At 56.6% G+C, this 23,987-nt stretch carries 19 protein-coding genes and 3 pseudogenes; 6 read left to right on the top strand and 16 right to left on the bottom strand.

Annotated elements, in window-relative coordinates:
- Positions 1-126: 126 nt before the first annotated feature.
- Positions 127-746, bottom strand: a pseudogene (locus EXE52_RS15505) (IS630 family transposase); the annotation flags it as partial.
- Between the two features lie 37 nt (positions 747-783).
- On the opposite strand from EXE52_RS15505, the pseudogene EXE52_RS15500 reads away from it, so the two are divergent.
- Positions 784-1,104: pseudogene (locus EXE52_RS15500) on the top strand (transposase); the annotation flags it as partial.
- Positions 1,105-1,281: 177 nt separating this feature from the next.
- Here the strand turns inward: EXE52_RS15500 and EXE52_RS15495 are convergent.
- On the bottom strand, positions 1,282-3,186 hold the full coding sequence (locus tag EXE52_RS15495; RefSeq protein ID WP_089309450.1) for an ABC transporter ATP-binding protein: 1,905 nt from the start codon (positions 3,184-3,186) through the stop codon (positions 1,282-1,284).
- 83 nt (positions 3,187-3,269) lie between these two features.
- Positions 3,270-4,004, bottom strand: a complete 735-nt coding sequence (locus EXE52_RS15490; protein ID WP_049933446.1) for a helix-turn-helix domain-containing protein — start codon at positions 4,002-4,004, stop codon at positions 3,270-3,272.
- 89 nt (positions 4,005-4,093) lie between these two features.
- Between EXE52_RS15490 and EXE52_RS15485 the strand changes: the two genes are divergently transcribed.
- Positions 4,094-5,041, top strand: coding sequence for an MBL fold metallo-hydrolase (locus EXE52_RS15485; RefSeq protein WP_089309451.1), 948 nt, complete (start codon positions 4,094-4,096; stop codon positions 5,039-5,041).
- Between the two features lie 54 nt (positions 5,042-5,095).
- On the opposite strand, the gene EXE52_RS15480 is transcribed toward EXE52_RS15485, so the two are convergent.
- The 7 genes from EXE52_RS15480 to EXE52_RS15450 all read right to left on the bottom strand — a co-directional run bounded on the left by EXE52_RS15480 (position 5,096) and on the right by EXE52_RS15450 (position 13,011).
- A complete protein-coding gene (locus EXE52_RS15480; RefSeq protein ID WP_137703863.1) occupies positions 5,096-6,355 on the bottom strand; it encodes an RNA-guided endonuclease TnpB family protein in 1,260 nt (419 codons plus the stop codon).
- Positions 6,356-6,976: 621 nt separating this feature from the next.
- Positions 6,977-7,483 carry a hypothetical protein gene (locus tag EXE52_RS15475; RefSeq protein ID WP_049933232.1) on the bottom strand — a complete coding sequence of 169 codons (507 nt, stop codon included), beginning with the start codon at positions 7,481-7,483 and terminating at the stop codon, positions 6,977-6,979.
- A gap of 63 nt (positions 7,484-7,546) precedes the next feature.
- Complete coding sequence (locus EXE52_RS15470; protein WP_199237912.1) at positions 7,547-7,930, bottom strand: hypothetical protein; 384 nt, start codon at positions 7,928-7,930, stop codon at positions 7,547-7,549.
- An 80-nt stretch (positions 7,931-8,010) separates the two neighbouring features.
- Complete coding sequence (locus EXE52_RS15465) at positions 8,011-9,345, bottom strand: ABC transporter ATP-binding protein (RefSeq protein WP_089309414.1); 1,335 nt, start codon at positions 9,343-9,345, stop codon at positions 8,011-8,013.
- Positions 9,346-9,383: 38 nt separating this feature from the next.
- Entirely contained in the window at positions 9,384-10,475 is a 1,092-nt protein-coding gene (locus EXE52_RS15460) for an ABC transporter ATP-binding protein (RefSeq protein ID WP_089309412.1), read from the bottom strand.
- Positions 10,475-11,998: an ABC transporter permease gene (locus tag EXE52_RS15455; RefSeq protein ID WP_080508692.1), complete on the bottom strand. Its 1,524-nt coding sequence runs from the start codon at positions 11,996-11,998 to the stop codon at positions 10,475-10,477. Before EXE52_RS15455 ends, EXE52_RS15460 begins: the two co-directional genes overlap by 1 nt.
- The gene (locus tag EXE52_RS15450; protein WP_049933236.1) at positions 11,998-13,011 is read right to left on the bottom strand and encodes an ABC transporter permease; all 1,014 of its coding nucleotides are present in this window, start codon (positions 13,009-13,011) and stop codon (positions 11,998-12,000) included. The genes EXE52_RS15455 and EXE52_RS15450 overlap by 1 nt, the downstream gene beginning before the upstream one ends.
- 169 nt (positions 13,012-13,180) lie before the next feature.
- On the opposite strand from EXE52_RS15450, the gene EXE52_RS15445 reads away from it, so the two are divergent.
- Positions 13,181-14,971 carry an ABC transporter substrate-binding protein gene (locus EXE52_RS15445; RefSeq protein WP_158293621.1) on the top strand — a complete coding sequence of 597 codons (1,791 nt, stop codon included), beginning with the start codon at positions 13,181-13,183 and terminating at the stop codon, positions 14,969-14,971.
- A 463-nt stretch (positions 14,972-15,434) separates the two neighbouring features.
- Here the strand turns inward: EXE52_RS15445 and EXE52_RS15440 are convergent, their stop codons facing one another.
- Positions 15,435-16,343 carry a dimethylarginine dimethylaminohydrolase family protein gene (locus EXE52_RS15440; protein ID WP_080508694.1) on the bottom strand — a complete coding sequence of 303 codons (909 nt, stop codon included), beginning with the start codon at positions 16,341-16,343 and terminating at the stop codon, positions 15,435-15,437.
- A 346-nt stretch (positions 16,344-16,689) separates the two neighbouring features.
- Between EXE52_RS15440 and EXE52_RS15435 the strand changes: the two genes are divergently transcribed.
- The 3 genes from EXE52_RS15435 (at position 16,690) to EXE52_RS15425 (ending at position 19,379) form a co-directional block, all read left to right on the top strand.
- Positions 16,690-17,505 carry an IS5 family transposase gene (locus tag EXE52_RS15435; protein WP_096593123.1) on the top strand — a complete coding sequence of 272 codons (816 nt, stop codon included), beginning with the start codon at positions 16,690-16,692 and terminating at the stop codon, positions 17,503-17,505.
- 564 nt (positions 17,506-18,069) lie between these two features.
- Positions 18,070-18,951 (top strand): ParA family protein, encoded by an 882-nt coding sequence (locus EXE52_RS15430; RefSeq protein ID WP_049933239.1) that lies wholly within the window; start codon positions 18,070-18,072, stop codon positions 18,949-18,951.
- A complete protein-coding gene (locus tag EXE52_RS15425) occupies positions 18,951-19,379 on the top strand; it encodes a hypothetical protein (protein WP_049933241.1) in 429 nt (142 codons plus the stop codon). Before EXE52_RS15430 ends, EXE52_RS15425 begins: the two co-directional genes overlap by 1 nt.
- Before the next feature lie 58 nt (positions 19,380-19,437).
- On the opposite strand, the gene EXE52_RS15420 is transcribed toward EXE52_RS15425, so the two are convergent.
- From EXE52_RS15420 to EXE52_RS15400, 5 genes and pseudogenes are all read right to left on the bottom strand, one after another.
- The gene (locus tag EXE52_RS15420; protein ID WP_049933242.1) at positions 19,438-20,661 is read right to left on the bottom strand and encodes a site-specific integrase; all 1,224 of its coding nucleotides are present in this window, start codon (positions 20,659-20,661) and stop codon (positions 19,438-19,440) included.
- A 190-nt stretch (positions 20,662-20,851) separates the two neighbouring features.
- Positions 20,852-22,006, bottom strand: a pseudogene (locus tag EXE52_RS15415) (transposase); the annotation flags it as partial.
- A gap of 321 nt (positions 22,007-22,327) precedes the next feature.
- A complete protein-coding gene (locus tag EXE52_RS15410; protein ID WP_094519412.1) occupies positions 22,328-22,822 on the bottom strand; it encodes a hypothetical protein in 495 nt (164 codons plus the stop codon).
- Between the two features lie 232 nt (positions 22,823-23,054).
- Complete coding sequence (locus EXE52_RS15405) at positions 23,055-23,405, bottom strand: type II toxin-antitoxin system PemK/MazF family toxin (RefSeq protein WP_049933410.1); 351 nt, start codon at positions 23,403-23,405, stop codon at positions 23,055-23,057.
- Positions 23,405-23,773, bottom strand: coding sequence for a helix-turn-helix domain-containing protein (locus EXE52_RS15400; protein WP_049933409.1), 369 nt, complete (start codon positions 23,771-23,773; stop codon positions 23,405-23,407). Before EXE52_RS15400 ends, EXE52_RS15405 begins: the two co-directional genes overlap by 1 nt.
- Positions 23,774-23,987: the final 214 nt, after the last annotated feature.

The raw sequence follows: 23,987 nt of genomic DNA, 5'->3' as shown, positions 1-23,987 counted from the left end.
GTCTTCGGCCTCACGTAGCAGTTCATCGATTTCTTCCTCAGTCAAGTGATGCTCAATCTCTTTTCGACGTGAGCGCTCCATTACTCTTCTATCAAGCTTAACTAACAAAAGTTTTCATACTCATTAGAGTGACGGGCGCTCTCCTTCCGGAAACCACGCATAGATTAGCGTCGAGAGAACCTGCCGCGTCTGATCGATCGTCAGGACTATGTATTCATCGTCCAGGTCGTTGCGCTTTTTTTGAAGCCTTCTTGCCAGGCTTCTTGGGCTCTCTCGTCGGATTTGTAGAACTCCGGCCGGGCTGTCTTCCAGGACAGCCCGGCCTCAGACATCAATCGTCGGACGTGCCGCTCACAGTACTCAACGTCAAATTCCTCAGAGAGATAGTGACGAGCTAGTGGAACAGACCACGCGGGCGCGTCTAGTCCAACTTCTTCGGGTGAGTCGTGAAGTACCTCAACGAACTGGTCGTGCTGTTCATCAGAGAGTTCGGATGGTCTGCCTTCACGCGGATCGTCGTAGACGACTTGCTCGACCGGCTCATCAGCGAGCCGGTCGAGCCGGCCAACCCAACGAGACAGCCATGGACCGGTGTATCCGTACCGTTCAGCTACCTCTGCCATCGTCGCGTCATCTTCTTCGAGGTAGTTAATCACCGCCATCAGCCGTTGTGTCGGCTTCTTGTCCTCGACCTCCGCGAGAGCGTCGCGGAGGTCGTCGAGGGTGGCGGCGTCAAGCGTGGCCATACCCTAGAATCACACTCTAGCCTAAAGAATATTCAGCCGACAGTATGAAGACCTCTCCCAGCGGCTGGGAGAGGTCTGGACAGATGGACTCCAAGCGTACCGCGAGATGGATCGGGATCACCGAACAGTCGTCCACAAAGAGAGGTACGTATCGCCTGACGGAGTCCACATCAATCAGGCAGAATGTCTGTTTTCGCTTGTTCAACCGTGGCTGCGGAAGTTCCTCGGCCTGTCCAAGCAAGGGTTGGAACAGGCCGCTCATACATTCGGGATCGTTAGATCGCTGAATCTCACAGGCGCATCTGTCGATATCACCATCGACTGCCTTGTTATGGGGTCTTTCCGCAGCTCTACATAAGAGCGACCCAGTTATCCTTATTGTGGCACATCTCGTCGATGGTATCTCTAGATATGATATTCCAGAAGATGATTATTCAGAATATGATTATTCAGAATATTTTATATCACGCCCACTAATTCAGTGCTACTCAATATTTGGATAATTCGGGGAACATACCGACACCCCGGTCGAGCGTCAGTCGTCGGCAGCAGCAGCGTCAGCCTGCCCCTGCCAGAGATCCGCGTATATTCCCTCGCCCGCAACCAGCTCGTCGTGCCCTCCCTGCTCGACGATCCGGCCCTGATCCATGACAACGATCTCGTCCGCGTTCTGGATCGTCGACAGTCGGTGGGCGATGATGAACGCGGTCCGCTCCTCGACCAGCCGCTCGAGGCTTTCCTGAATCAGTTCCTCGGTCTCCGTATCGACGTCTGAGGTGGCCTCGTCAAAAACGATGATCTCGGGATCGTTGAGCAGTGCCCGGGCGATGGCGAGGCGCTGCCGCTGGCCGCCCGAAAGTTTGACGCCACGCTCGCCGACTTGCGTGTCGTATCCATCTGGGAGATCTTCGATGAACTCGTCGGCCGCGGCGGCCTCGGCCGCCCGCTCGACCCGAGCGCGGGCGCTTTCGTCCGGTTCTCCCGCCCACTCGGCCTCAAGCGTCTCGCGGTCGCCGTACGCGATGTTCTCCGCGACGGTCCCCGAGAACAGGTACGGATTCTGTTCGACAATGGCGATGGCGTCCCGCAACGACTGTAGATCGTACTCCCGCACATCGGTCCCGTCAACCCGGACGGCCCCATCGTCGACGTCGTGGAACCGGGGAATAAGCTTCAGGAGCGTCGACTTCCCGGCCCCGGTCGCCCCGGCGAGCCCGATCGTCGTCCCCGCCGGCACGTTGAGCGAGACGTCGTGAAGGACGGGCTCGCGGTCCCCGTAGGCGAACGTAACGTCTTCGAACGTGACCTCTCCGTCAATCGACGCAGGGGTGTGCGGCGAGTCGGGGCTGGTGATCGTGGGCTCGCGGCCGAGCAACCCGAACACGCGCTCGGCGCTCGACTTCGCGAGCTGGTACTTGTTCGCCGACTTCCCGACCCGGCGCATCGGCGAGTACAACCGCCGCAACAGGAGGAAGAAGAGCGCGAACCCGCCGAGGGTCAGCGCCCCTGCCTCGCCGGGAACGCCGCTGATGATATCGGTGCCACCGATGTAGAGCACGAGGACGAATACGACGCCGGTCAACAGTCGCAGGGTCGCGAAGAACCCCCGTCGGATCCGAAGCGCCGCGACCTTCTCGTCGTGGTACGCCTCGCTCTGCGTAGCGACTCGGCTCTCCTCGAAGCTGTACCGGTCGAACGATTTGATCACCGCGGCGCCACCGAGGTTGTTCTCGAGCCGCGTGTTCAGTCGAGCGACTGTCTCGCGAATCGATTTATACCGAGGTTCGATCCAGGTGAGAAACTGGCTACTGGCCAGTCCGATGACCGGGACCGGCGCGAGCGCGATGAGCGCCAGCTTCGGCGAGTACGTCCACAAGATGATCGCGATTCCGCCGACCGTCGCGACCACGCGGATGAGCTGTCGGAACTCCGTGTTCAGGAACTGCTCAAGCCGATTGATATCGCTGTTGAGGATCGACATCATACCGCCGGTCTGATGATCGGCGAAGAAGTCCATCGAGAGCCGCTGGAGATGGTCGTACGTGTCGTTTCGCAGATCACGCTGAACCTTCTGTGCGGTCGCTTGAAGCAGATACCGGGAGATAAACCGCGCAACTGACCGGACCAGGTACGCGAGCACCGCGATGAGCACGAGCTGTTCGAGCACCGCGAGCCGAGCCGCTTCGCCGGTGATTTCGCCCTGCGGCAGCAAACCCACGTCGGTCAGCAGTCCCGCGTCGGCCGACCCGCGGATCGCTCGATCGATCGCAGCCGCGACGACAATCGGTGGGACCAGTCGGGCAAACCTCGTGAGAAACGCCGCAAGCACGCCGAGCGTAAGGGTCGGCCAGTAGCGCTTGGCGTAGCCGAGCAGACTCACCATCGGGTGGCCGTCAACGTTCTCTCGGGCGTGTTCAAACCCGCCGTGGTCGTCTGTCACTGTGTTCGGTAGCGCTCTTGTGTGTAAGTATTCGGTGACATGGCGCTATAAGCTAGATGATTGTTTGGCAAACTGATGACAGACTAGTCGGCGGCTTGTTCGGTTCGTCGGGTCTCCTCTACTTGTAGCGGGTCGGCTGCCGATGTCGCGGTAACCAATCGGAGGAACTGTCCCGCGTTCGTGAGGAGTTTATTCTCCGCTTTTCGAAGGTGCTCTTCATACGTTGAGCGAGCGACTGCCGTCTGATCGGCCAGGTCTCGAAGCGAAGTCTTCCGTGGTTGCTCGTAGTACCCACTCTCCAGTGCTAATTGGAGCGCTGCCAACTGTCGGTCAGTGATGTTCTCGAACAGTTGGTTCGCCGGCGCCAGCATACTGTGTGGAATCTGTTTTTCCGAAATCGACGTTTTCGAGAGCAGTTCGATTTCTCTATCGGAGCGAAGATCACCGAGCAGCTCTCGAATGTCCTCGCCGTCGAACGCGACTACCGTGTAGTGCTCCCAGCCTTGACGGTAGATCGTTGGCGACTGATACAGGCAGTTGTGTTTCTCAAACCGGTCGATAATCGACTGTTCGAGTGAACAGAGACACGACTGTGTGACGATGTGATACCCTTCGTTACCCTTCGATTCGTGCAGAACGGTTCCGAGTTGGTCAATATCGTCACGCAGCTCATCAGTCGGCGTCGTCTCTGACGTGATTTCCAGTACTTGACAGTCGCTTAGCGGCCACTCACGGATGGTCAAGTCCGGGTGTCGTTCCGAGATCTCCCGGTACGGGCACTCGTGTTTAACCCGAATCGTGGCCTCGTACAAGCTCATACTAATTATTTTGAACCGGTCAAAATTAACAGTGCCGGTCATGTCCGGCAGTACTCATATGCGGATATACCTCCTCTCCACAAGCACCGATGCAAGAGATCTCGCCGGAAAAAATCAGCGAGCAGTTGCGAAATGGCGACGGCAAGCCACTGGTCCTCGATATTCGCCACCGAGAAGACTTCGAAGAGTGGCATATACCGGGTAGTATCAACGTCGATGTCTACGACGAATTAACTGACAACCCTGAACAAGCCAAGGGGCCTCTTTCGGACCTTCCTCGTGAGGAGGAGATAGTTACAGTCTGTGCCGCAGGTGTCGTCTCGGAGACAGCGACGGAAGTGCTCCAAGAATTGGACTACAATGCGGTGACGCTCACCGATGGAATGAATGGCTGGAGCCGCGTGCACCGCCACGCAGAAGTACCAGCGAATCTCGATGGCACGCTCATTCAGGTCGCGCGCCTAGGGAAGGGCTGCCTCTCACACGTCCTCATCTCGGCCGGTGAAGCCGCACTCTTCGATCCATCACATTACCTCGCTGAGTACGAGGCAATTCTCGATGAATACGACGCCGAACTCGTCGGCGTCTTCGACACGCACGCCCACGCTGACCACGTCTCGGGTGCTGTAGAACTCGCCGACCGACACGGCGTTCCTTACTACCTTCACCCGGAAGACGCGCTCGCCATCGACGCAACGCCGGTTGAGGATGGACAGAGCGTGACGGTCGGCAGTCTCGATATCGAAGTCATCCACACACCGGGACACAGCGAAGGAAGTGTCTCATTCGATGTCGACGGTGTAGCGTTGATCACGGGCGATACGCTCTTCCACGAGAGCGTGGGACGTGTCGAACTCGGCGTCGAAGCCGGTATCGAAGACGCCGAGGTCGAACAGAATGCTGCGACGCTTTACGAGAGTCTTCAGCGCCTGTTGAACAGGCCAGACGATACGGTTGTGCTGCCAGCACACGATCCCGGCTCGCCTGAACCACCGGTGACTGCGACCCTCGCTGAATTGACCTCCTCCTCCGCGTGAACGCGGAGGAATCCCACCACGGGATTTCAGGCCGAGCGAAGCGGCCTGTTGATTTCAAGACGCATACGTTCCAAGCGTCGTCTGCTGGGTTTCAGCATCGGCTTGGCTGTCTTGTGGCCCGGTCAAAGAGGCCCCATCCGTAGCCGAGTCATCGGCACCAGCCTTCTGCCGGGAAGCCCAGTCGCTTTGGCGGTGACTCTCTCCACTACGGTAGCGGTCTGCAATGTTTATCGCCCCGTTCACGTCGGCTTGATACTCACCGACCCAACAGCCGTCGTTCGAGCATCTAAACGTCGCCTGTCGTGGCCGGTAACCGTGTTCACCGCAGGCGTGACACGCCTTCGACGTGTTCCGGGGATTCACCGTCTCGACGGGAATCCCCTTCTCGGTAGCTTTGTAGCGAATCTGTGCGTGGAGCTTGGCAAAGCCCCACCCATGTAACCGCCGATTCATGTACTCACCGTAGTCCATGTTCTCGCGGATGTACCTCAGGTCTTCCAGCACTAACACTGGGTTGTCGACGGACTCGGCGTAGTCCACGACTTCGCTGGTCACACGGTGAAAAACGTCGTCAATCTGGTCCCACAGTGCGTCACCGAACGAGTCTGCGATTCGCTCACTACCACGCTTTTGAAGCCGTCTTGTGGCGGTGAAGTAGGTTTTTCGGAGCCGACGAACGGCTTTGCCGTCGGCGGCCCACAGGCGGGGGCGAACCGGAGAACCGGAGCCGTCGCGGTGACACACCGTGACGAGGCTCGCTTCTCCGATGTCCACACCAACCGGTGTCCGCTTATCGGCGGACGCCTCAGATTCGTCCTCCACGTCGCGGGTAGCGGTGATGTGGAGGTACCACGTTCCATCCCGCTCGAACAGCCGACTTTCACCCATCTCGGCGTCGTCTGCGTTTAGCGCTTCAAGCCAATCCCGCTGGTCGGGATTGGCGCGTGCTGGTATCCAGAGGTGGTAATCCTCGTGGTGCGGGACTTTGGCGTACCACTCGATAGCGTTCTGTGGCTGGTGGTCGAGTTGTAGGCCCTCGTTTGTGAACCGCACTGGGTGGTCGTCGTGGATCTCGTTGGCGTCGTAACTGTTCCCACAGAGTTGTGGGACGTACTTTTTGAGGGCATTTTTCGCGTAGCCGCTCAGGTCGTACTCGACAACCACATCGTTGGTTGCTGACTGCGTGTCACAACCAGTGTCAAAGGCAGCCTGAAGCGCCCGTCGATAGGCATCGCGTGTCTCACGAAGTTTCTGTCGCTTATGGAGGTTCGGGTCCACAAGCTTCAGTTCGAGGGTTTTCGTGAGTTCGCCCATCGTCACCGTGCGAGGATTTTGGTTGTGGCAGATATATATCCCAGCCATCCGGAGTGGAAGTGAACCCGTAGGAAATCCGGCACTACAATAGAACGGTGGCTTGTCACACTATGATGTCCGCTCGACCCCCGCCTGTTCGTTCCTCGGTTCCGACACTCTGTCGGAACACTCGTCACTCACGGCAAGGCGGGGGTATGCGCTCGTATCTCTATCAGTACAATGTAGGCAAGATTATCGGTTGACGGTGCTCACACTCAGTTCAACGGTAGTCCACCGCCGATCGATTAGCAGAACAGATTCGGTCTGCTGTACCCAGCCTCTGTACTGAGTGATTTGGAGTGTAAAATATCAAATTCTGAGTGTTTCAACAGAGCCAATGAAACGGTGACATAGTACATTACTAGTTCCATCCCTACTGACAGTGAACTGTACTGGAGGCCGAGGTCACCTATCCGGAGGGACAACGGTGATATAGTAATTGTCACGACCGGCGAAGGCGGCCGCGTGCTTGAGGAGACCCACTCAAAAACGGGCGATAGTCCTTGTTAGGCTACGCCAGGACATCGATTCTTCGATCACGGCCAGCCAAACGAGTGCGATTGGGTTCGATCCCGGTGATGTTCAGTTTTGACGGCCAGTCAACCCCCCTGCGTCGGACGGGAGGAACTTCTCGCTATCAGTGTGTTCGAATGATGCGACGACGGTGCCGTCAAGCTGCCGGATCCGTGTCTGAACGGGATGGTCACCAATTGTTTCGCTAACGCCACCAATCGCAGTAAGTGGATATGCGGCGGCGATGAGGAGACACCGCTCCTGTTCGGGGTCCAAGATTTCGATGACGAGAAAGACGGTTCCAGCTTTTGTGGCCCTATGGACATCGTACTGCGGAAAGTCTCCGTCTGCGACCCAGTCGCTAATCTGGTCGGCATCCTCATCGGGTACGAGATGGCGGAAGGCGTACTCCTTTTCATCAGGGTTAGTCACGACCGTCGTCTCACTCGACTGCGTATACAGAACAGTCCACCCTGCTGTCTCGCGACGTTCGGCAAGGTCGGCGGCATCTGTAAGTGTCCGCTTCCAGGCCTCTCGGGCTTGCGTATCAACGCCTGCTGATTCGTCACGTGTCATGTCCCTACGGGCGTGGGCACCTTCCAAAAGTCTGTTCCACATCGGGGCCGCGTCCGCTAGCAGCTACCAAACAAACAGCGCTTCAATTCCGATCGACGTCAACAGGATACAGATTCCAGCGGCAAACAGCTTTAGCGCCGGCGAATACCGCTCTTCCGGTGGAAGCATGTACCATCTGAGCGGCGGAACTGACTGTACGACGGCTTGAAAGCGAGTCACCTCACGGCTACCGATAGTTTGCGTTCGATCATGCCGAGTCAGCTCCATGCCCGATTCAGTGTGCTCAACATGCCACGGCCTTCCAGGAAGCAGACAGTACGTCGCGTACCCCAGAACAACGATCCCGAGTATGAAAGTAAACAACACCACGTCCGCCACTGTTCCAGTAATTGTCTGAATCACACCACCGACAACGAGTGCTATGGCTGTTACGACGAGTGCGTACACCGTTGCGTCAAGCACCCGCCGGGCGATTACCTCAGCCCAGCTCAACTCCGAGACCCATTCATCAGATCGATCTACTGAGCTCACGACTGGGGACTATCCGATCTGCTAGCGTCTGGGTCAGCGTACTCCTCTTTGTGGCGATGGCAGCGACTGGATCGGCCGCTGTCAGTCCGGCCAGTCGCCAGCAGCGAGGGGGCTTCACGATCGCAGACACTACCGAGTGCTGCTGTAATGATCTCTCTCGCGTGCTCCTCATTCCCGTCGTTGGCGGCCTCGATGGACTGTTGAATTGGCTCTTGTACATCAGAAGGGAACGACCGGCTGGCAAACAGTTCCCCAGCGGCTTCCTCGACATCCGGGAGCCGGGTCTCAAGTCCCAGTAGCTCACGGGCTCGTTCGGAGAGAGATGGATCTGTTCGTGAGCGCTCGCGGAGCACCTCGCGGAACACTTCGATCGCATCCCAGTCATGTTCGGATAGCTCTTCGAAGCCGTCGGGTCGAATCTTCGCTGGGCAGCGGGTCGAGAACACACACCCATTAGGCGGATCACGGGGACTCGGGGGTGTCCCGCGAAGGGTCGTCCGATCGCGTTCGACCGTCGGGTCTGGGGTTGGAACAGCCGATAGTAGTGACCGGGTATATGGGTTCTCGGGCTTTTGGAACAGCTGCTCTGTCGGTCCGAACTCCATTATTTTTCCGAGGTACATGACGGCGACGCGATCACAGATGTGGCGGACGACGGAAAGATCGTGGGCGATGAACAAGTACGTGAGATCAAGCTCCTCTTGGAGGTCCATCAAGAGGTTGAGAATCTGCGCTTGGACGCTCACGTCGAGCGCACTAACCGGCTCGTCGAGGACGACGAAATCAGGCTCGACGGCGAGTGCCCGAGCGATCCCGACGCGCTGCCGTTGGCCACCGGAGAACTGGTGCGGATACCGGTAGTAGTGCTCCTCACGGAGGCCGACGCGCTCGAGGAGATTTCTGACGCGTTGTCGGCGCTCGGCGGGCGTCTTCCAGTTGTGGACATTCAGGGGTTCTCGAATGATTTCGCCTACCGTCAGGCGGTCATTAAGACTCGATTCTGGGTCTTGGAATACGATTTGTGCGTCGCGTCTCCAGCGTTGGAGGGCATCACCCGACAGCGTAGTGATGTCGTCACCGTCGATGACGATGTTGCCATCGGTTGCTTCCTCAAGCCGGACGAGCGTCCGCCCGAGCGTCGTCTTTCCACAGCCAGACTCACCAACGAGACCGAGCGTCTCGCCCCGCCTCACATCGAAACTAACACCGTCCACGGCTCGGACCGGGTCGCCGCCAAACAACGAGCGTTCCTCATAATGTGTCTTTAGATCACGGACCGACAGCAGTACATCGTCATTAGCTGTGCTGTTGCTGTCTGAAATATTGCGCATCTCGGGGCTGGTCTCGCTACCTCCAGAACTCTCGCCGCTCATTGCTCGCCCCCATCATCAGCTGGCCGGTGATGAGCTACTGCCTCGTCGGTCGTCATTGACTCGGGATAGAGCAGACACGCCGCGTCATGATCCGGGTCGTCACCCACAGCGGTCGGGGTTGGTGCGACCTCCGAACACTCCTCGAATGACTTTGTGCATCGTGGAGCGAACCGACAGCTGCTTGCGGGTTCATTCGGTGTTGGCACCTCGCCTTTAATTGTCTCGAGGCGGTCGCCACTAGTTTGAGTGCTGGGGATACTTCGCAGTAGTCCTCGCGTGTACGGATGCTTTGGCTCCGCAAATAGCGGTTCAACCGGCGCTGATTCGACTATCTCTCCGGCGTACATGACATTGACACGGTCTGCTACCTCGGCGATGACACCCATGTCGTGCGTGATAAACAAAATGCTGAGGTCGCGTTCTGCCTGGATGTCCATGAGGAGGTCAATAATCTGTGCTTGAATCGTGACGTCAAGCGCAGTGGTAGGCTCGTCACAAATCAAGACCTCCGGCGCACAGGCGAGCGCCATCGCGATCACAGCTCGCTGGCGCATGCCTCCGGAGAACTGGTGCGGGTACTCAGTGACCCGGCGGGCCGCATCCGGAATCCCGACCTCCTCGAGCAGTTCGATTGCGCGTTCTGTCGCCGCAGTACCACGAAGGTCTTGATGAAGCGACAGAGCCTCCTTAATTTGGTTTCCAACGGTGTATACCGGATTCAGCGTCGAAAGGGGGTCTTGGAACACCATCGCGATCCCGTCGCCGCGAATCGACTCGTACTCTGACTCAGTGTACTCCGTGATGTTATCTCCCTCAAATCGAATTGCGGATGCTGGATCGATCTCACCCGGCGATTCAATGAGTCCGAGTATTGACCGCGCAGTCACGGATTTTCCACTGCCAGACTCGCCGACGAGTCCGACGGTTTCACCGCGTCGAATATTGAATGAAATACCGTCGACTGCGTGGATCTGTTCGTGTTCAGTGTGGAAAACGGTACGTAGATTTTCCACCTCGAGCGCTAGGTCACGGCTCGATGTCGCATCAGCGTTCAATGGCACGTTGTCATCGCGTGCGTGTCGGCTCATCAGGCACCACCCCCAGCAGCGACGTTCTCGTTGCCACCGTCACCGATGTCACTCTCTGGGTCGATCGCATCTCGGACCCCATCGCCAAGCGCGTTGAATCCGGTTACGATGATCACGACGAGAATGCCCGGAATGAGCGAGATGTGCCATGACTGCGTGGCGACATACGGCTGTCCCGCGCTCACCGCTCGGCCCCACTCAGGTACCGGTGCTTCGATTCCGAGGCCAAGGAATGAGAGCCCCGCAATGCCGATAATAACGCCGCCGAGTGAGAGGGAGGCGTAAATGAGGAAGTAGCCAACGACGTACGGTAGCATGTGCTTTTGCATCGTCACTCGCGGGCGCTGCCCGTACGATTTCGCAGCGTCGATCCACTCACGCTCCGACACTTGGAGTGCCGGGCCACGGACGGCTCGCCATAGCGCCGGCCAGCCGGTGATACCGAACAGTATCGCGAGGACGAGCCCGCCGTTATACACCTCTGCGATCCATGTGTCGGAAAGGACGAACGACGCGAGAATGATAAACAACAGTTGGGGCATCGCTTGGATTGAGTCACCAGCAATCACAACTCCAAGGTCAACAAGTCCCTTGTAGTATGCCGTCAGCATCGCAAATACCATCGCAAACCCACCGGCAATGCCGAGGCTGGTGAGCCCAACAAGCAATGACACCCGAGCTCCCGACGCCATGAAGGTGAACAAGTCTTTGCCGTCTGGGAGTGTTCCGAACGGGTGGAACCGGTCGTACTGATCGTATTCAAGCGGTCCAACGTTGTTGTCGCCCTGTCCGCGCGACTGTGTATCACCGTTGGCTTCGCCGACGAAAATCGATTCGACTTGTCCCGTCTCATCGTTGTAATAATCAATGCGGTTCTCGTATGGATTCTCGATGTTCTGATCGACAGTTGTCGGACCCAGCACCGGCGCAAATAGCGCCATGACGACAAACGCGAACACGATTGTGAGACCAAATAGCCCCCACGAGTGTCGGCGGAATCGGTTCACAACGTCGTCACGCGGCGTCCAGTCAGGAATCCGGTAATGACGCCGGTACAGCGTGTACCCCCACCACCCGACGAGCAGCCAGGTGAATGAGTACGTGTAAATTACAGCCACCCGGAGGGCCCACGCTACCGCTGGTGAAAGGCCGAGCGTTGTGCCTTCCCAGCCACTCGGCGTTTGGTATCCGGTATTGTCGATGACAGAGCGAGAGGTGATTGTCGGCAGCTCGGCTCCCCGCTCGGCGACTGTGGCGAGGAGTGCCGCAACCGGTTCGACGACTCCTGGGACCAGCCCGCCGACCCACCCCCACGGGGGCACTGACAGCAACCCGCTGACGATCGCACCAAACTCGGCTGCGATGAGGACGGCAACAACGGCGGCCCACGTCGCTGCGGGACCTGGATTTCGCGTAATCCGTTCAGACAGCGGTAGGTCGCGATCGCCCTCAGGACGACTGGCCTCTTCTCGGAACTCACCAGTGCGAGTCGAGCCCGACCCGACGTCAGTGTCAGCTCCCATTATGCGCCTCCGTCGTATCCAACACGTGGGTCAATCACGGTGTACAGGAAGTCCTGGAGAATGTTGATCCCGACCGAGAGCAGAATGAACAAAAACATCAACGACCCGACAAGCGGGACATCACCATTAATCGTTGCTTGGAAAAAGAGGTAGCCGAGCCCGTTAATTGCGAACACAGTTTCGACGAGCACGGATCCACCGAGAAGGAGGAACGCCTCTCCAGTAATGACAGGAACAAGCGGGATGAGTGCGTTCCGGAACATGTGCTTCCAAACGACGAGTCTCCCGGGCACCCCCTTCGCTTTCGCCATCTCAACATAATTTGCGTTTTTTGTTTCAAGCACCGCCGTACGCCCGATTCGCATCTCATTTCCCATGGACGCAGAGCCGAGGACAAGGGCTGCTGGAAGGATCGCTTTCAACGCACCAAGAAACTGTGTCGGTTCCCACAGCCCCGAAAGGTCGGGCGGGGTAACGATCTGTGTTTCAACAAGCCAGTCCCCCCAACTGAATCCGAACAATGCGTCCGATTGCGTGAGGACACTGACGAATATCACGGCTAACCAGAAGTTTGGCATTGCTCGCCAGACTATCCCGCCAAAAGAGGCGATGTAGTCAGCGAGCGTATTCGGGTTGAGCCCAGCATAGAACCCGAGCGGGAGCCCGACAAATATCGGGATGAGGATAGACCAGAACCCAAGCCACAGGGTTCGAGGGCCATAAACCCCGACGAGTTCCCACACTGACTGGCCGCGGACAACGACCCACGACTCTCCCAACTGGAGCGTCAGGAGGTCGCGCATGAACTCCGCGTACTGAATCCAGAGCGGTTGATCGAGTCCAAGGCTATCCCTGATAGCGGCATACGCCTCCGTGTCGCCACTTGGCCCGATGATCGCGGCCGCGGGGTCAATTGGTCCCACCCGAAGGATGAGAAACGTTACAGTCGTGCCGAGAAAGACAATCGGCACCATCAAAAGCACGCGCTTGAGAAAATACTCCCATCGTCCCATTTGCTAGGACATCGTATAATCTTATCATGTAATAATACTTGTCCTTACACCAAAAACGGCTAATCACATCAGGATTTAAATTCCTACCATATTTGTCATAGTCATGCCGAATTCCGATTCGGACCGCACAAGAAGAAGGTTCTTACAGTCGACTGGCGCGCTCGCAGCAATGACGGCCGTTGCTGGGTGTTCGGGAGGAAGCGACGAAGAGGTCCCAGACGAGTTGGACGATGGTGGAAACGCGACTGATGGTGAAGACAACGATGAGAGCGCTGAGACAACCAGCGATGGCGAGAAAACGCTGCGCCTGTTGAACGCGTCGATCAACACGTTCGACCCGCCAGCAAATGTCCTTTCATCTGCCAATGAGGTCATCTTCCAAGTTTTCGACGGGCTTGTTGGGAAGCCGGAAGGAAAGTCAGGCGTTGTTAACCAGCTCGCGACTGAGTACGAAATTTCCGATGACGGGCTGACGTACACCTTCACACTCACTGAAGACGTAGTTGCTCACAACGGGAGTTCGGTCGGGGCTGCCGACGTTGTATACTCTTGGGAACGCGTCGCAGCGTCTCCAGATTCCTCGTCGGCGTTCCTGTTGCTCTCAGACCTTGGGATCGAACACAAGACAAACGAAGAGGGAGAGTACGTCCCCGGATCGATGGCCGTGGAGGCTGTTGACGACAGGACGGTCGAGGTGACGCTGTCATCACCATACTACGCGGCGCTCGATATCATGTCAGACGCGACGTTTGCCGTCCTTCCAGAGGGAATCGTCGGTGACATCGAGGGGTATGACGGTGAAATGGAGTACGACGAGTTCACTACGTCCCCGGTTGGAACCGGCCCCTTCGAGTTTGACACGTGGACGTCTGGCGAGGAGATGGCAGTGACTGCCTTCGACGAGTACCACGGCGAGGCGCCAATGGTCGACCGCGTCCACTGGCAGGTGATCGAAGACACCAACGCCCAGTACAACTACGCGATGAACCGGAACGTCGACGCGTTCTCGATCCCGACCGCCCAATATGATCCTGAGCTGGCGACGGTCAACGAGACGCAAGACAACGGTCTTCAAGTTGGTGAGTACGGGCCGGTACAGAACGGTGATATGGTCGATTACCTCCGGATTTCCGGGTTGAGCACGCAGTTCATGTTGTTCAACAACGACCAAGTGATCGAGCCAGCTCGGAAGGCCGTTGCGTGGGTGATGGATCACGAAGAAATCGCCAACAGCGCGTACAAGGGCCGAGTCGAGCCGGGGTATCACATGACGCCTGCGACCCTCTTCCCGGGCGGCCCGGAAGCGGCGGAGGAACACGCCCGCGAGAACTACCCGTACGGATACAACGAGTCGAACATCGAGGAGGCCCGCCTGATCATGGAGGAGGCCGGCTACAGCGACGACGACCCGTACGAGTTCGAGATTCTCAACGTCGAGGACACCACCTACGAGCAGATCTCCAATGACCTCCGGGACCGCCTCTCGGCTGCGCACATCGAGGTCTCCATCAGCACGGCTCCGTTCTCGACGCTGCTTGACCGTGAGTTTGCTGGCAACCGACCGGCCGGGCTCGGCGAGTGGGGGATGTCGTGGGCGGATCCGCTCAACGTCCTCGCGCTGCTGTATCCGCCGAACACCCGCTCGACGGACAACGAGGGGGTCAGCGGAAACCCGCTCGTCGCGCTCAACTGGGTCGACACCGAGGCCTCACAGACCGCTCGCGACTCGTGGAACACGATGCAAGAGAACTCGACCCGCGACGACGCCGCCAGGGAGCGCTGGGAGGAGGCGCTCATCCAGATGGAGGAGGCCAACTGGGAAGATTGCGCGATGATCAACTACGCGTACCCGGCCGCAGAACGGTTCTCGTACGACTGGGTGGACATGCCCGAGTTTGGCGAGCTAGGGGCTCTGAGCCGGTACACTGGCGTCGATATCGATACTGACGCACAGCCTTGACACCCTCCCCGCGCTAAAGCGCGAGCCGTTCTCCTCGATTCTCCATAAATACCACGCTGCTGGCAGCTCTTTTTTTACTCATCGGGCTCTGTTGAAACCCTGTCCTTCAGATATATTATCGTCTGAAACAGCTGGTCGCTGAAGGGTGCTTACCCGTTATTTGTCGAGTGACTGATCACATCTCTGAGAAGCACTCCACCGCTACTGATGGCGATTAATCCACCGGTAGCTTGGAGGACAGCTGGAAGGGCACCATTTGAGGGCCCGGAAAAAACGAGTATGAGAGATAGCCCGATTAGCATCAAATACAACGGAGTCTCATACATATCTGAACGTTCTCTCTTCATTGTTTAATATCTGTGAATTGACCTCGACCGAGCCGAAATATATCACTCGATAAGGATTTCAACAGAGTCACTCATCGCTATTGTCGACAGCGCAGACGATACTGGCGGGTTTCCGCCTAGTACGGAAACGCCATACACGCCACCGAGCCGCCTGCTTTCATAAATTCATCTGTTGATACATGGAGAGTCTCATACCCGTGTGACTCGAGCGCGTGGATAGTTTGGTGGTTTGACTCTTCGATGACAACGACGTCACCTGACAGCGAGTGGCAGTTACACGCGAAGTGATCCTGTGCTGCCTCTGGTGAGACTTCTATCAATGTTTCAAATAACGTGTCAAGTTTTTCCCGGCCTGCGTCAGTAAATGCGTCAGGACACACAACGGCCGTCTGTTCGTCGATAGCTGAAAAGCAAACATCGAGATGGTAGTATGAGTCGTCAGTGAGTTCAAGCGGAACGACGCCGACATCGTAGCGGTCTGCTATTTCCCGGTATGCCTCGAGGTCAGTTCGTGGCCCGTAACCACCCCAGAGGAGGCGACGCCCCGGATGCCAGCGGGCATCGCCGCACCCCTCGAACGGAACATCCGTACGAAGCTGCTCAGTTGGAATATCCCGGTTGGTACACCACTGCTTGAAGTAAGCAGGCTCATCATGTCGTTCTTCAGTTGCCATCTGCGCGAGCAGGAACCCGTCGCGATCTGGAAGCGAAAGGGCATGATTCGAGCAGAAGGTAATATCTGGGAGTTCCCCGGGCGGGGCAACTTCGACCTCGCTAAGATCGTCCCAAACCGCGTCGACATCCATGATCGAAACGTCGGCCAGATCCTCATATCTGGATACGAGATCGTGCCACTGTTGGTTCGCAGTGGAACTGTCCACGCCGGACACCATGTACGGATTAATCTCGTAGTCGACGGAGAAATGCGTCGGAGTAGTAAATAAGACTGATTCGTCTCTGGATCGTCGTGAGAATGAGTCAAGTGGCGGAAGCGCATTCGGGTCAACGTAGAGGTTGTCAGTCATCGTGAACAGACACACTACCTCATCACCTGCTAATAAGACTTGGGCAACAGTAGCTTTCGCATGAAATTCCAGCCGTTTGTTTGCTAATTTGGCTACGAAGTGAGTCAAATAGTCAGTTCTGGTGGTGATACCTGTCTATATAAATATACACAATTAGAGCGACCCGTATCAACTTGGGCCCCCTAGAACGTCAGTGGAGGACGTCAAAAATACTGAGTAGAGCAATACTGAGGGAGGCAGTCACTGCGCCACACAATGTAGGTTATGTTACCTTGCTCCGTTGAACGCCGACGCCGTCTGCGGATCGTATCGCTGATTTCACGGGATTTGGACGCCGTCTGGCGATATGGGACGTCTCAAGACCCTCGCACAGACGTTTCACGAATTCGCCACGAACCATGTTGAACAACCAGACGTACCCGCTGTCGCCGACGGCGACAACGGGTACGACAAGTCCACCAAAATCGCGCTCCTTCTGCTCAAAGAGGAGATCAACAAGCCGCTTCGGAGGCTCGAAGACTATCTCAACGAGATGCCGGGAATTCTCGGTGTGTTTGATCTTGACTCATCGCCGGATTACACATCTTTCAGCGTCTGGGACGATGAATTCCCGATGAAAGAACTGCGCCGCCTGCTCCGCGCCTCCGCGGAGCAGGCGGGGCTCTCAGGCACCGCGTCGATCGACGCCAGCGGCTTTCAGCGTGATCAAGCCAGCTCACACTACCGGAATCGGGTCGGTTACTCGTTCAACGCGATGAAAACCACGCTGCTTGTTGACACGGATTCTCTTGCTATCATGGACGCTCATTTCACGACGAAGAAAGCCTATGACGGCCATATCGGGCTACAGGTCTTTCGGCGGAACGCCGAAGACCTGCAAGCGTTGCTGGCCGACAAGATGTACTCGTGGAGTAATCTCCGTGAAGCTTGCCGTGACAGGTCTACACGGCCAGTGATCAAACACTGCGAGCAAAACGCACTCAAGAAAGCCCACAACGCCAGAATTGACGATGATGTCTACAACCAGCGGTCAATGAGTGAGACCGTGTTTGCGATGCTAAAAGACGACGGCGACGAGATCCGCTCCCGGAGCTGGCACGGCCAGTTCCGGGAGCTCACACGGAAGTGTATCGTCCATAACCTCGAGCAGGCGGCGAGTTAGAGCTCGCCGCCTGCTCCCCTTCTCCGAATGTATCCGAGAGAGGCATCGCCATCGTCCACCTCATGGTTTATCTGGTATCTTGTGAAACTGATGCTTTGGTCGCCGCACAATTCTGCTCGAATCGAATCGCCCGATCTGAGAATCTACAGCTAAAGCGCCGCTACCGGTAGAAGATCGAATATCAAAAATCCGATGTTGCCGCCGTCTTGCGTTCAACACGGCATGTTACCTAGATCATGTAAACGAAATATTGAGTCCAAGCCAATTCCCAGCTGAGGGTGGCGGTATAAATTTATATTTTTTCTAATAAAAGAACAACTACCGTAGTCGTGGGGGAGCTATCACAGGTCGGGTTTGGGCCTTGAGCATATCACATACAAATATGTGTTAGATGCCTTATTCCTCTATCTGAGAAATCTAGGGTAGATTTCTTTCATACATATCTGAGTATGAAACCTTACTCAGTAGTCTTACTTAGAGATCTTACTTAGAGGTCTAAGACAGATAAGAGTCATAGATGAATGTCTGACGTATATTTATGTGGTATGTCTCTAATAATGCTGTATGCTCTCGTACACGGTTTACAGCGAGGCTGGCGGCGTCGGGAAGACGTCGCTAACCGCGAATATCGCCTGTGCGCACGCCCGAGCGGGGCTTGATGTGTTGGTGATTCCGCTCGATCCACAGGACGGGAACCTGAGTCGGCTGTTCGACGTCGACGACGACCGGAGTGATTCAGCAGCAGACAGTCTCGTGCGACACCTTGTCGATAACCCGGGTGGCGACTTCGACGATCTGATTCGGACGGCAGAGGGTATTGATATTATTCCGGAACACAACACCCTTTCAGATCTCTCAGACCACTTAGCACGAGAGAAAAGTCGGGCCGAAGACTTCGGCGATGCGTACAACATCTACGCGCAACTCCGGCGTGTCCTCGTTGAGAACGATGTGCCGGACCGGTATGATGTTCTTATCTGTGATCCTCCAGCAACGGAGTCAGATCATCTCTATAATGCGATCTATGCGACGAGGAACCTCCTCATTCCGTTTGAGCCGTCCGCAAAGGGAGAAGCGTCCGTTGAGGGCTTAGAGGAGCTTGCGACGAACTTCGCGGATGAATTGAATATCGAAGTTGGGGTGCTTGGAGCCGTCCCAATCGAGTTCAAGGGGACGAGAGATCAAAACGAGATCGTCGAGGACGTGCCCTTCGAGGTTCCGGAGGTGATCGGCGACCGAACATCGATGATGGAGGGCTGTTGGCGACACCAGTGTAGTGCGTTTGAATTTGTGCGAACGCACCGGAGCCGACGCCGCGACTACGAGGTTGAGACGCTGGCAAAGTTCGATCGAATTGCTCGCTCGCTTGAGACGCAGGGCGGCATTGTGGCGCCCTCGCCGCCTGAGCCAGGCGCGTTGGACGATCCTGAGGAGGTGACCGTCTGATGGGGGGATTCAAAGAGGGCACTGTGAATGGGTGGGAGGACGAGGAAGAGGACGACGATGAGCCGGAGGTCGAACCCGCTTCCTCGTCCGACGTGGACTCGAAAAGCGACCAGGCAGAGACAACTGAGGTGGAGATAGAGACTGGAGCGAGCAGCAGCGCCAACAATAGCGGACGCGACACAGCAAGGAGTGACATTCCGTGGATATTACGCCGAAACAGCATCACAGACGGGCGAGAACAAACGGTCCAGCTCCACCTCCAAGAAGACACGCTGAACGTCCAGCGGACACAGAAGTCGATTATTGAGAGCCGACTCGGAGAAAGCGTGCGGAAAGCGGATCTCCGTGAGGCAGCGCTGCTGGTTGGACTTCAACACACGGATGATGTTGTCGACGTGCTCGAAGGGTGGGGATACGCGCTCGAATGATATCGCAGTATATGGTTTATTAGACAGTCAGCATTCACGGACAGCCGGCCGACGATAGCTACTCATCCGCTGAGAAAATGTCGCTGCCCACGTCAGAGAGTTCACCCGCCTCCTTGTGGGCATACATCTTCGATGTCGTTGATGGATCCTCGTGTCGGAGGACCCGTTGCGCGTCACTGAACCCCGCTGCATCGTAGTACGCCTCACCAACGCCACGGCGAGCGCCGTGGAGGGTGAGATACGCTTTCGAGTCGTCTGAACAGTCCACAGCGGCTGCCTGAGAGTGCTTTTTGAGCGTGTATCGGCCGCCTTCCGTAGTTAGAGCCGGCGGGGTGAGGTCCCGTTCACGAAAGGCATCAACGAGGTCTGCGGTGCCGAGACTCGTAACCGTGTCAATAGTCTCTGGATCGGCGTCACGCTCCTGAAGTTGACTTCGCGCAGCATCCCGCAGGGATGCGAGGTGGAACGAAGGGAACACGGGCCACGCATCGGTGGGCGGATCGAGGAGCGTCTGCCAGCGGTTGAGGGCACTAACGGGACGATCTGTCAGCGGTGCCTTCTCGATTTGCTGGCTTTTGCCGAGGACTGTCAATACCTCCTGGTCAGTATCGATATCCCCCCATGTGATTCCCGTCCGCCGGTCATCGCGACTAGAGGCGAGGACCTCGGCACCGCGGACGCCAGAGAATCCGATGACGTAGACGAGCGCCCGGTCACGGGCAGCTGTGAGTGCTTCTCGGCTCTGCGGATCCGCATCAATCGCCGCATACGCTCGCTCGTCGACGTACGAGACGATTGTCTCGCGCTGCTGGGTCGACCAGAACTGCTGTTTGCTAGAGTCGGTTGCGGGCCGGTCAGGCATTTCGTCTTTTGCGCGGTCGGTATCCGCGGGGTTCTCTGGGATGTACTCCCACTGCTGGCAGTAACGGAGGTATGCGGAGACGAGCGAGTAGTAGTTCCACGCAGTGGCTGCTGTGATCCCGTCCGTGTCATTGCTGGCTCGACGGGCATTCACCCGTCGGGCGAGGTGACCGGCATACCGGGCGAGGTGACGACTGTCGACCGCTTCTACGGTAGTCACGCCTTGGCCATTCATCCATTCGATCCAGTCCGGGACGACGCGTTCGAGCGCTTGAACGTAATTGCCGGATCGCTGCGTCGTTCCGTCCTCGGACTCGCCAAGCGTCTTCGCCTTGGCGTCGAGAAAATCGGTCAGGGGCTCGTCGAGTGGCGTTTCACTAGTCGTGTCCCCAAGTTGAGGGCCGTCAGTAGGCTGTACCATCGATTTAGCTTCACCGACAGCGGGCATCCTCAAAAATCTACTTGTGACTACTACACTAATCCAGAGTAGGTGCGGGTATTAGCTATAATAGCGTATGAGCTCTTCTGAAGCTGATTTTCATACGATCAAGCCTCACTACTTGTCTGATAAATCTTATTTCGATATATAGAATCTATAGGTCTGAAGGCCCTCGGTCCATGAACACGCGGTCAACGTCGACGAGATCCATTGCCGAGTCGAGGAGATCCTCGACGATCTCTAGGCGGGTGTCACCCTTCCGGATGGGACGTGCGTCAAGAACCAGTGGTACGGAATCACCGACGAGCTGGACGGTCGCCCACTGATAGGCGTACTCGGCGGTCTTCTCTTTCGTGCCGATAATCTCGTCTTTGTGGCCCGTCCGGTCACCGGTGAACGGGTCGGCTTCCGTCGTGTCGATAGCGATACAGCTGCGCTGGTACAGGCTTCGCATCTGGGCCGTCCGATTGACGAGTCGCTGGGCAGCCCCGCGATACATCTCACGGATGCGCTCGATAGACAGGGATCGTATCTGGTCTCGATGATTATGACCGAGAGGCGTCCGCTCGCGTGTCGTGTCGTAGCGGAAGCTGCGGGCGCCCTCATTGGCGGCGAGGTTCTCTTGAAGGCCGAGATACGTTTGTAGGTTCCAAAACGCGTTCTCGTGGATAGCACAACCACTCGCGCGGTCGAGCGAAAACACCGGATAGACGAGGTGGCTGACGTGAGTCGTGAGCTGTTGTTTGCGCTCGAACGCAGATGGGCCGGTCGTCTCGTCGTCATCGGTCTGGCGACGCGGAATTGTACGCGGCGGGGTCCGTGGAACCGAGACCCCAGCGTCGGACGCTTTGAAGAGGATCGTCCGCGCGGCAGTTTCGATACACTCGCGGAGGTCGGAGGTGAACCGATAGTGCCAACTCCGCCAGAGCGTCGACTGGTCGGGCACAGTCTCGAACCCGAGGCGACGGCGGAGAGAGGGTCGGTCTTACAGATACGAGCAGAGTGCCGTTTCGTAGTCCCACCCGTAGAGTTCCTTGAGGAGAAACCCACGGAATAGCACCTCCATCTCGTACGTCGTGCTCCCAGTGTAGCGGTCGTGAGCGTCGAATTCGACGTAGGCTAGCGGCCAGTGAGCGACGAACGCTTCGATAGAGTCGTGGGCGTCGTGGTCGAACCAGACGGTCGCGAGGACCCGGACATCTTCAGCAAGGCCGGCTGTTGAACTCCGGTCGTAGAGGGGCGTCGCATGATAGGCTGGCCAGTCGTAGTAGGACGTCTGGGCGATGCGACGGTACACAGCACGTCGAGAGGATTGTGTCGGTGTCATCGGACAGCGCTACTATAACTGACGACAAAAGCTACTTTGGTGAATCACCCACTCGACAGTGCTCAATACAGGGGACTCACAGCCCACGAGAATTCTTCAGCAATCGTAGCAGCATAGCTAAAGTCAGCATCATCACAACGGTGAACGTAATTGCGATAATAAGGGTTCCTGTACCGATCATGCCTGTTTTTAAGTGTACAACCTGAATAACACATCGGCTCAAAGATCCCTCTGGGACTGCGCGGGCCGATCAGTTCGCAGTTCCCATCGACCGGCTGTTTCAGGTGATAATGTATCTGAAGAAGAGGATTTTAACAAAGCCTATTCTTCCTCTCTGGATGTCCGGAACGATTCTTTGAGCGCGTTTCGAAGAATACTGTTATCTAACTCATTTTCTTCAATACCAGTACTGGTTGCTCGAAATCCGATTCCCTCATCATTCAGAAAGGCAACAATGAGCGGGTATAGTTCCTGTACATCCCTTTCTAGGTCCTGAATCTCGTCCAGCTCCTCTATCATATCATACGATACCTCACCGCTGTCAACTTTTTCTGGGTCTAGGCCAATCCACGTGGCTATTGCTCGGTCGTCCTCGTTAGTATAGTGGCGGATAACTTGGTAGAAATCGAATGGATCTTCCGGACGTATACCGCGCTGAACGATAGATTCTGTCTCCTCGTATCCTCGTTCGCGTATTTTCTTGTCGAGATCTGCGAATTTTGTGGTATCGTAGACCCTCTCCAAGAGCATATCTCGTTTCTGCCCAACCACCCGAAGCCTCGAATTTTCACGACCGTTTTCGTTATCCTTGCTCATTTTGTATTGCTATTCTAAAATTACAAGTGGTAGATACTAAATTGGTCCCCGTATCTGCTACGCTCGCAGAACAGCATACAACAATACCGGAGAGTCGTGCGGTCGGCACGCAGACATACTGAACGGGTGACTCACCCCGTACTGACGTCGAAGGAAAGGAACATATCGGTTCCACCTTCTGAAGCTGTGACCGTAACATTGAGATAGTTGGTCTCATCTTCAGTTGGGTCTATTAGTGTAGTTCTTCGACGAGCGCAGCAACCGCCTCGTCGACGAGATCGCTGTCAAGGCGACCTTGCCAGAAGTCGATATCCTCGTGGTCGATCGATTGTACTCCCCACGGGACAATCTGACTCTCATCCGGGGTCCCACCACGAAGCCAACTCTCACCAGGAACGTCGATCAGGCCGTCCATCCAGGATTTCGACGTCAACGTGAGCGCAATATACTGCTCCCCGTGGAACGGACGGCCTTTATGATTCAGGAGAATGAGCCAGGGCCGAGCATCTTCCTCGCCTTTGAACGGATCATCCCCGTAGACGACGTCGCCACGCTCGAAAATTGGTCTCTCTCCGTCGGTCACTATTCGTCCTCGACGCTCGGATGCGGTTCCTCGGGTGCGTGTTCGCGCCAGGACTCCTTGTCCTCTGTACCGAGTCGCTGGTTGAACAGGGCGGTCGCCCGTTCGTACCCGCTGTATCCGTCGAGTCGCTCCGTGTCGTCGGTTATCGCCCAGTACGTCGCTTTGTGTTCAACGAGATCGCGGCCCTTCAGTCTCGAGAGCGCGGTGCTGACCGCGCCCTCATCGAGACCGATCTGAGAGGCGATCTCGCGAGCCTTGAACGCGCGATCATCGTTGGCGGCGAGAAATCCGAGGACCTGATCCGGGACGGAGAGTTCCTCGAGTTCGTCCTCGCTCGTCTTCTCGAAGGTATCCCGGTCGATGGACATTATTGAGCAGAAATACGGTGTCAACCGTAATGAGAGTTAGGTGTGAAAGTGGTGAAAACGCTGAAGGAGATACTTCGTCCGTAGACTCGTCGAAGCAGTTCGAGAATCGTAGACATTGAGACGGCCAGTCTTAACTACTGTATAGGTCGAGAAGTTTTACAGTTTCGGAGGATAAGCTAGTTCCAGGTCGAATTAGCATCAATTCGTGGTGATT

It is taken from the genome of Halorubrum sp. CGM4_25_10-8A (assembly GCF_005435025.1).
Taxonomy (GTDB): domain Archaea; phylum Halobacteriota; class Halobacteria; order Halobacteriales; family Haloferacaceae; genus Halorubrum; species Halorubrum ezzemoulense.
This window is presented reverse-complemented; position numbering and strand designations above follow the sequence as displayed.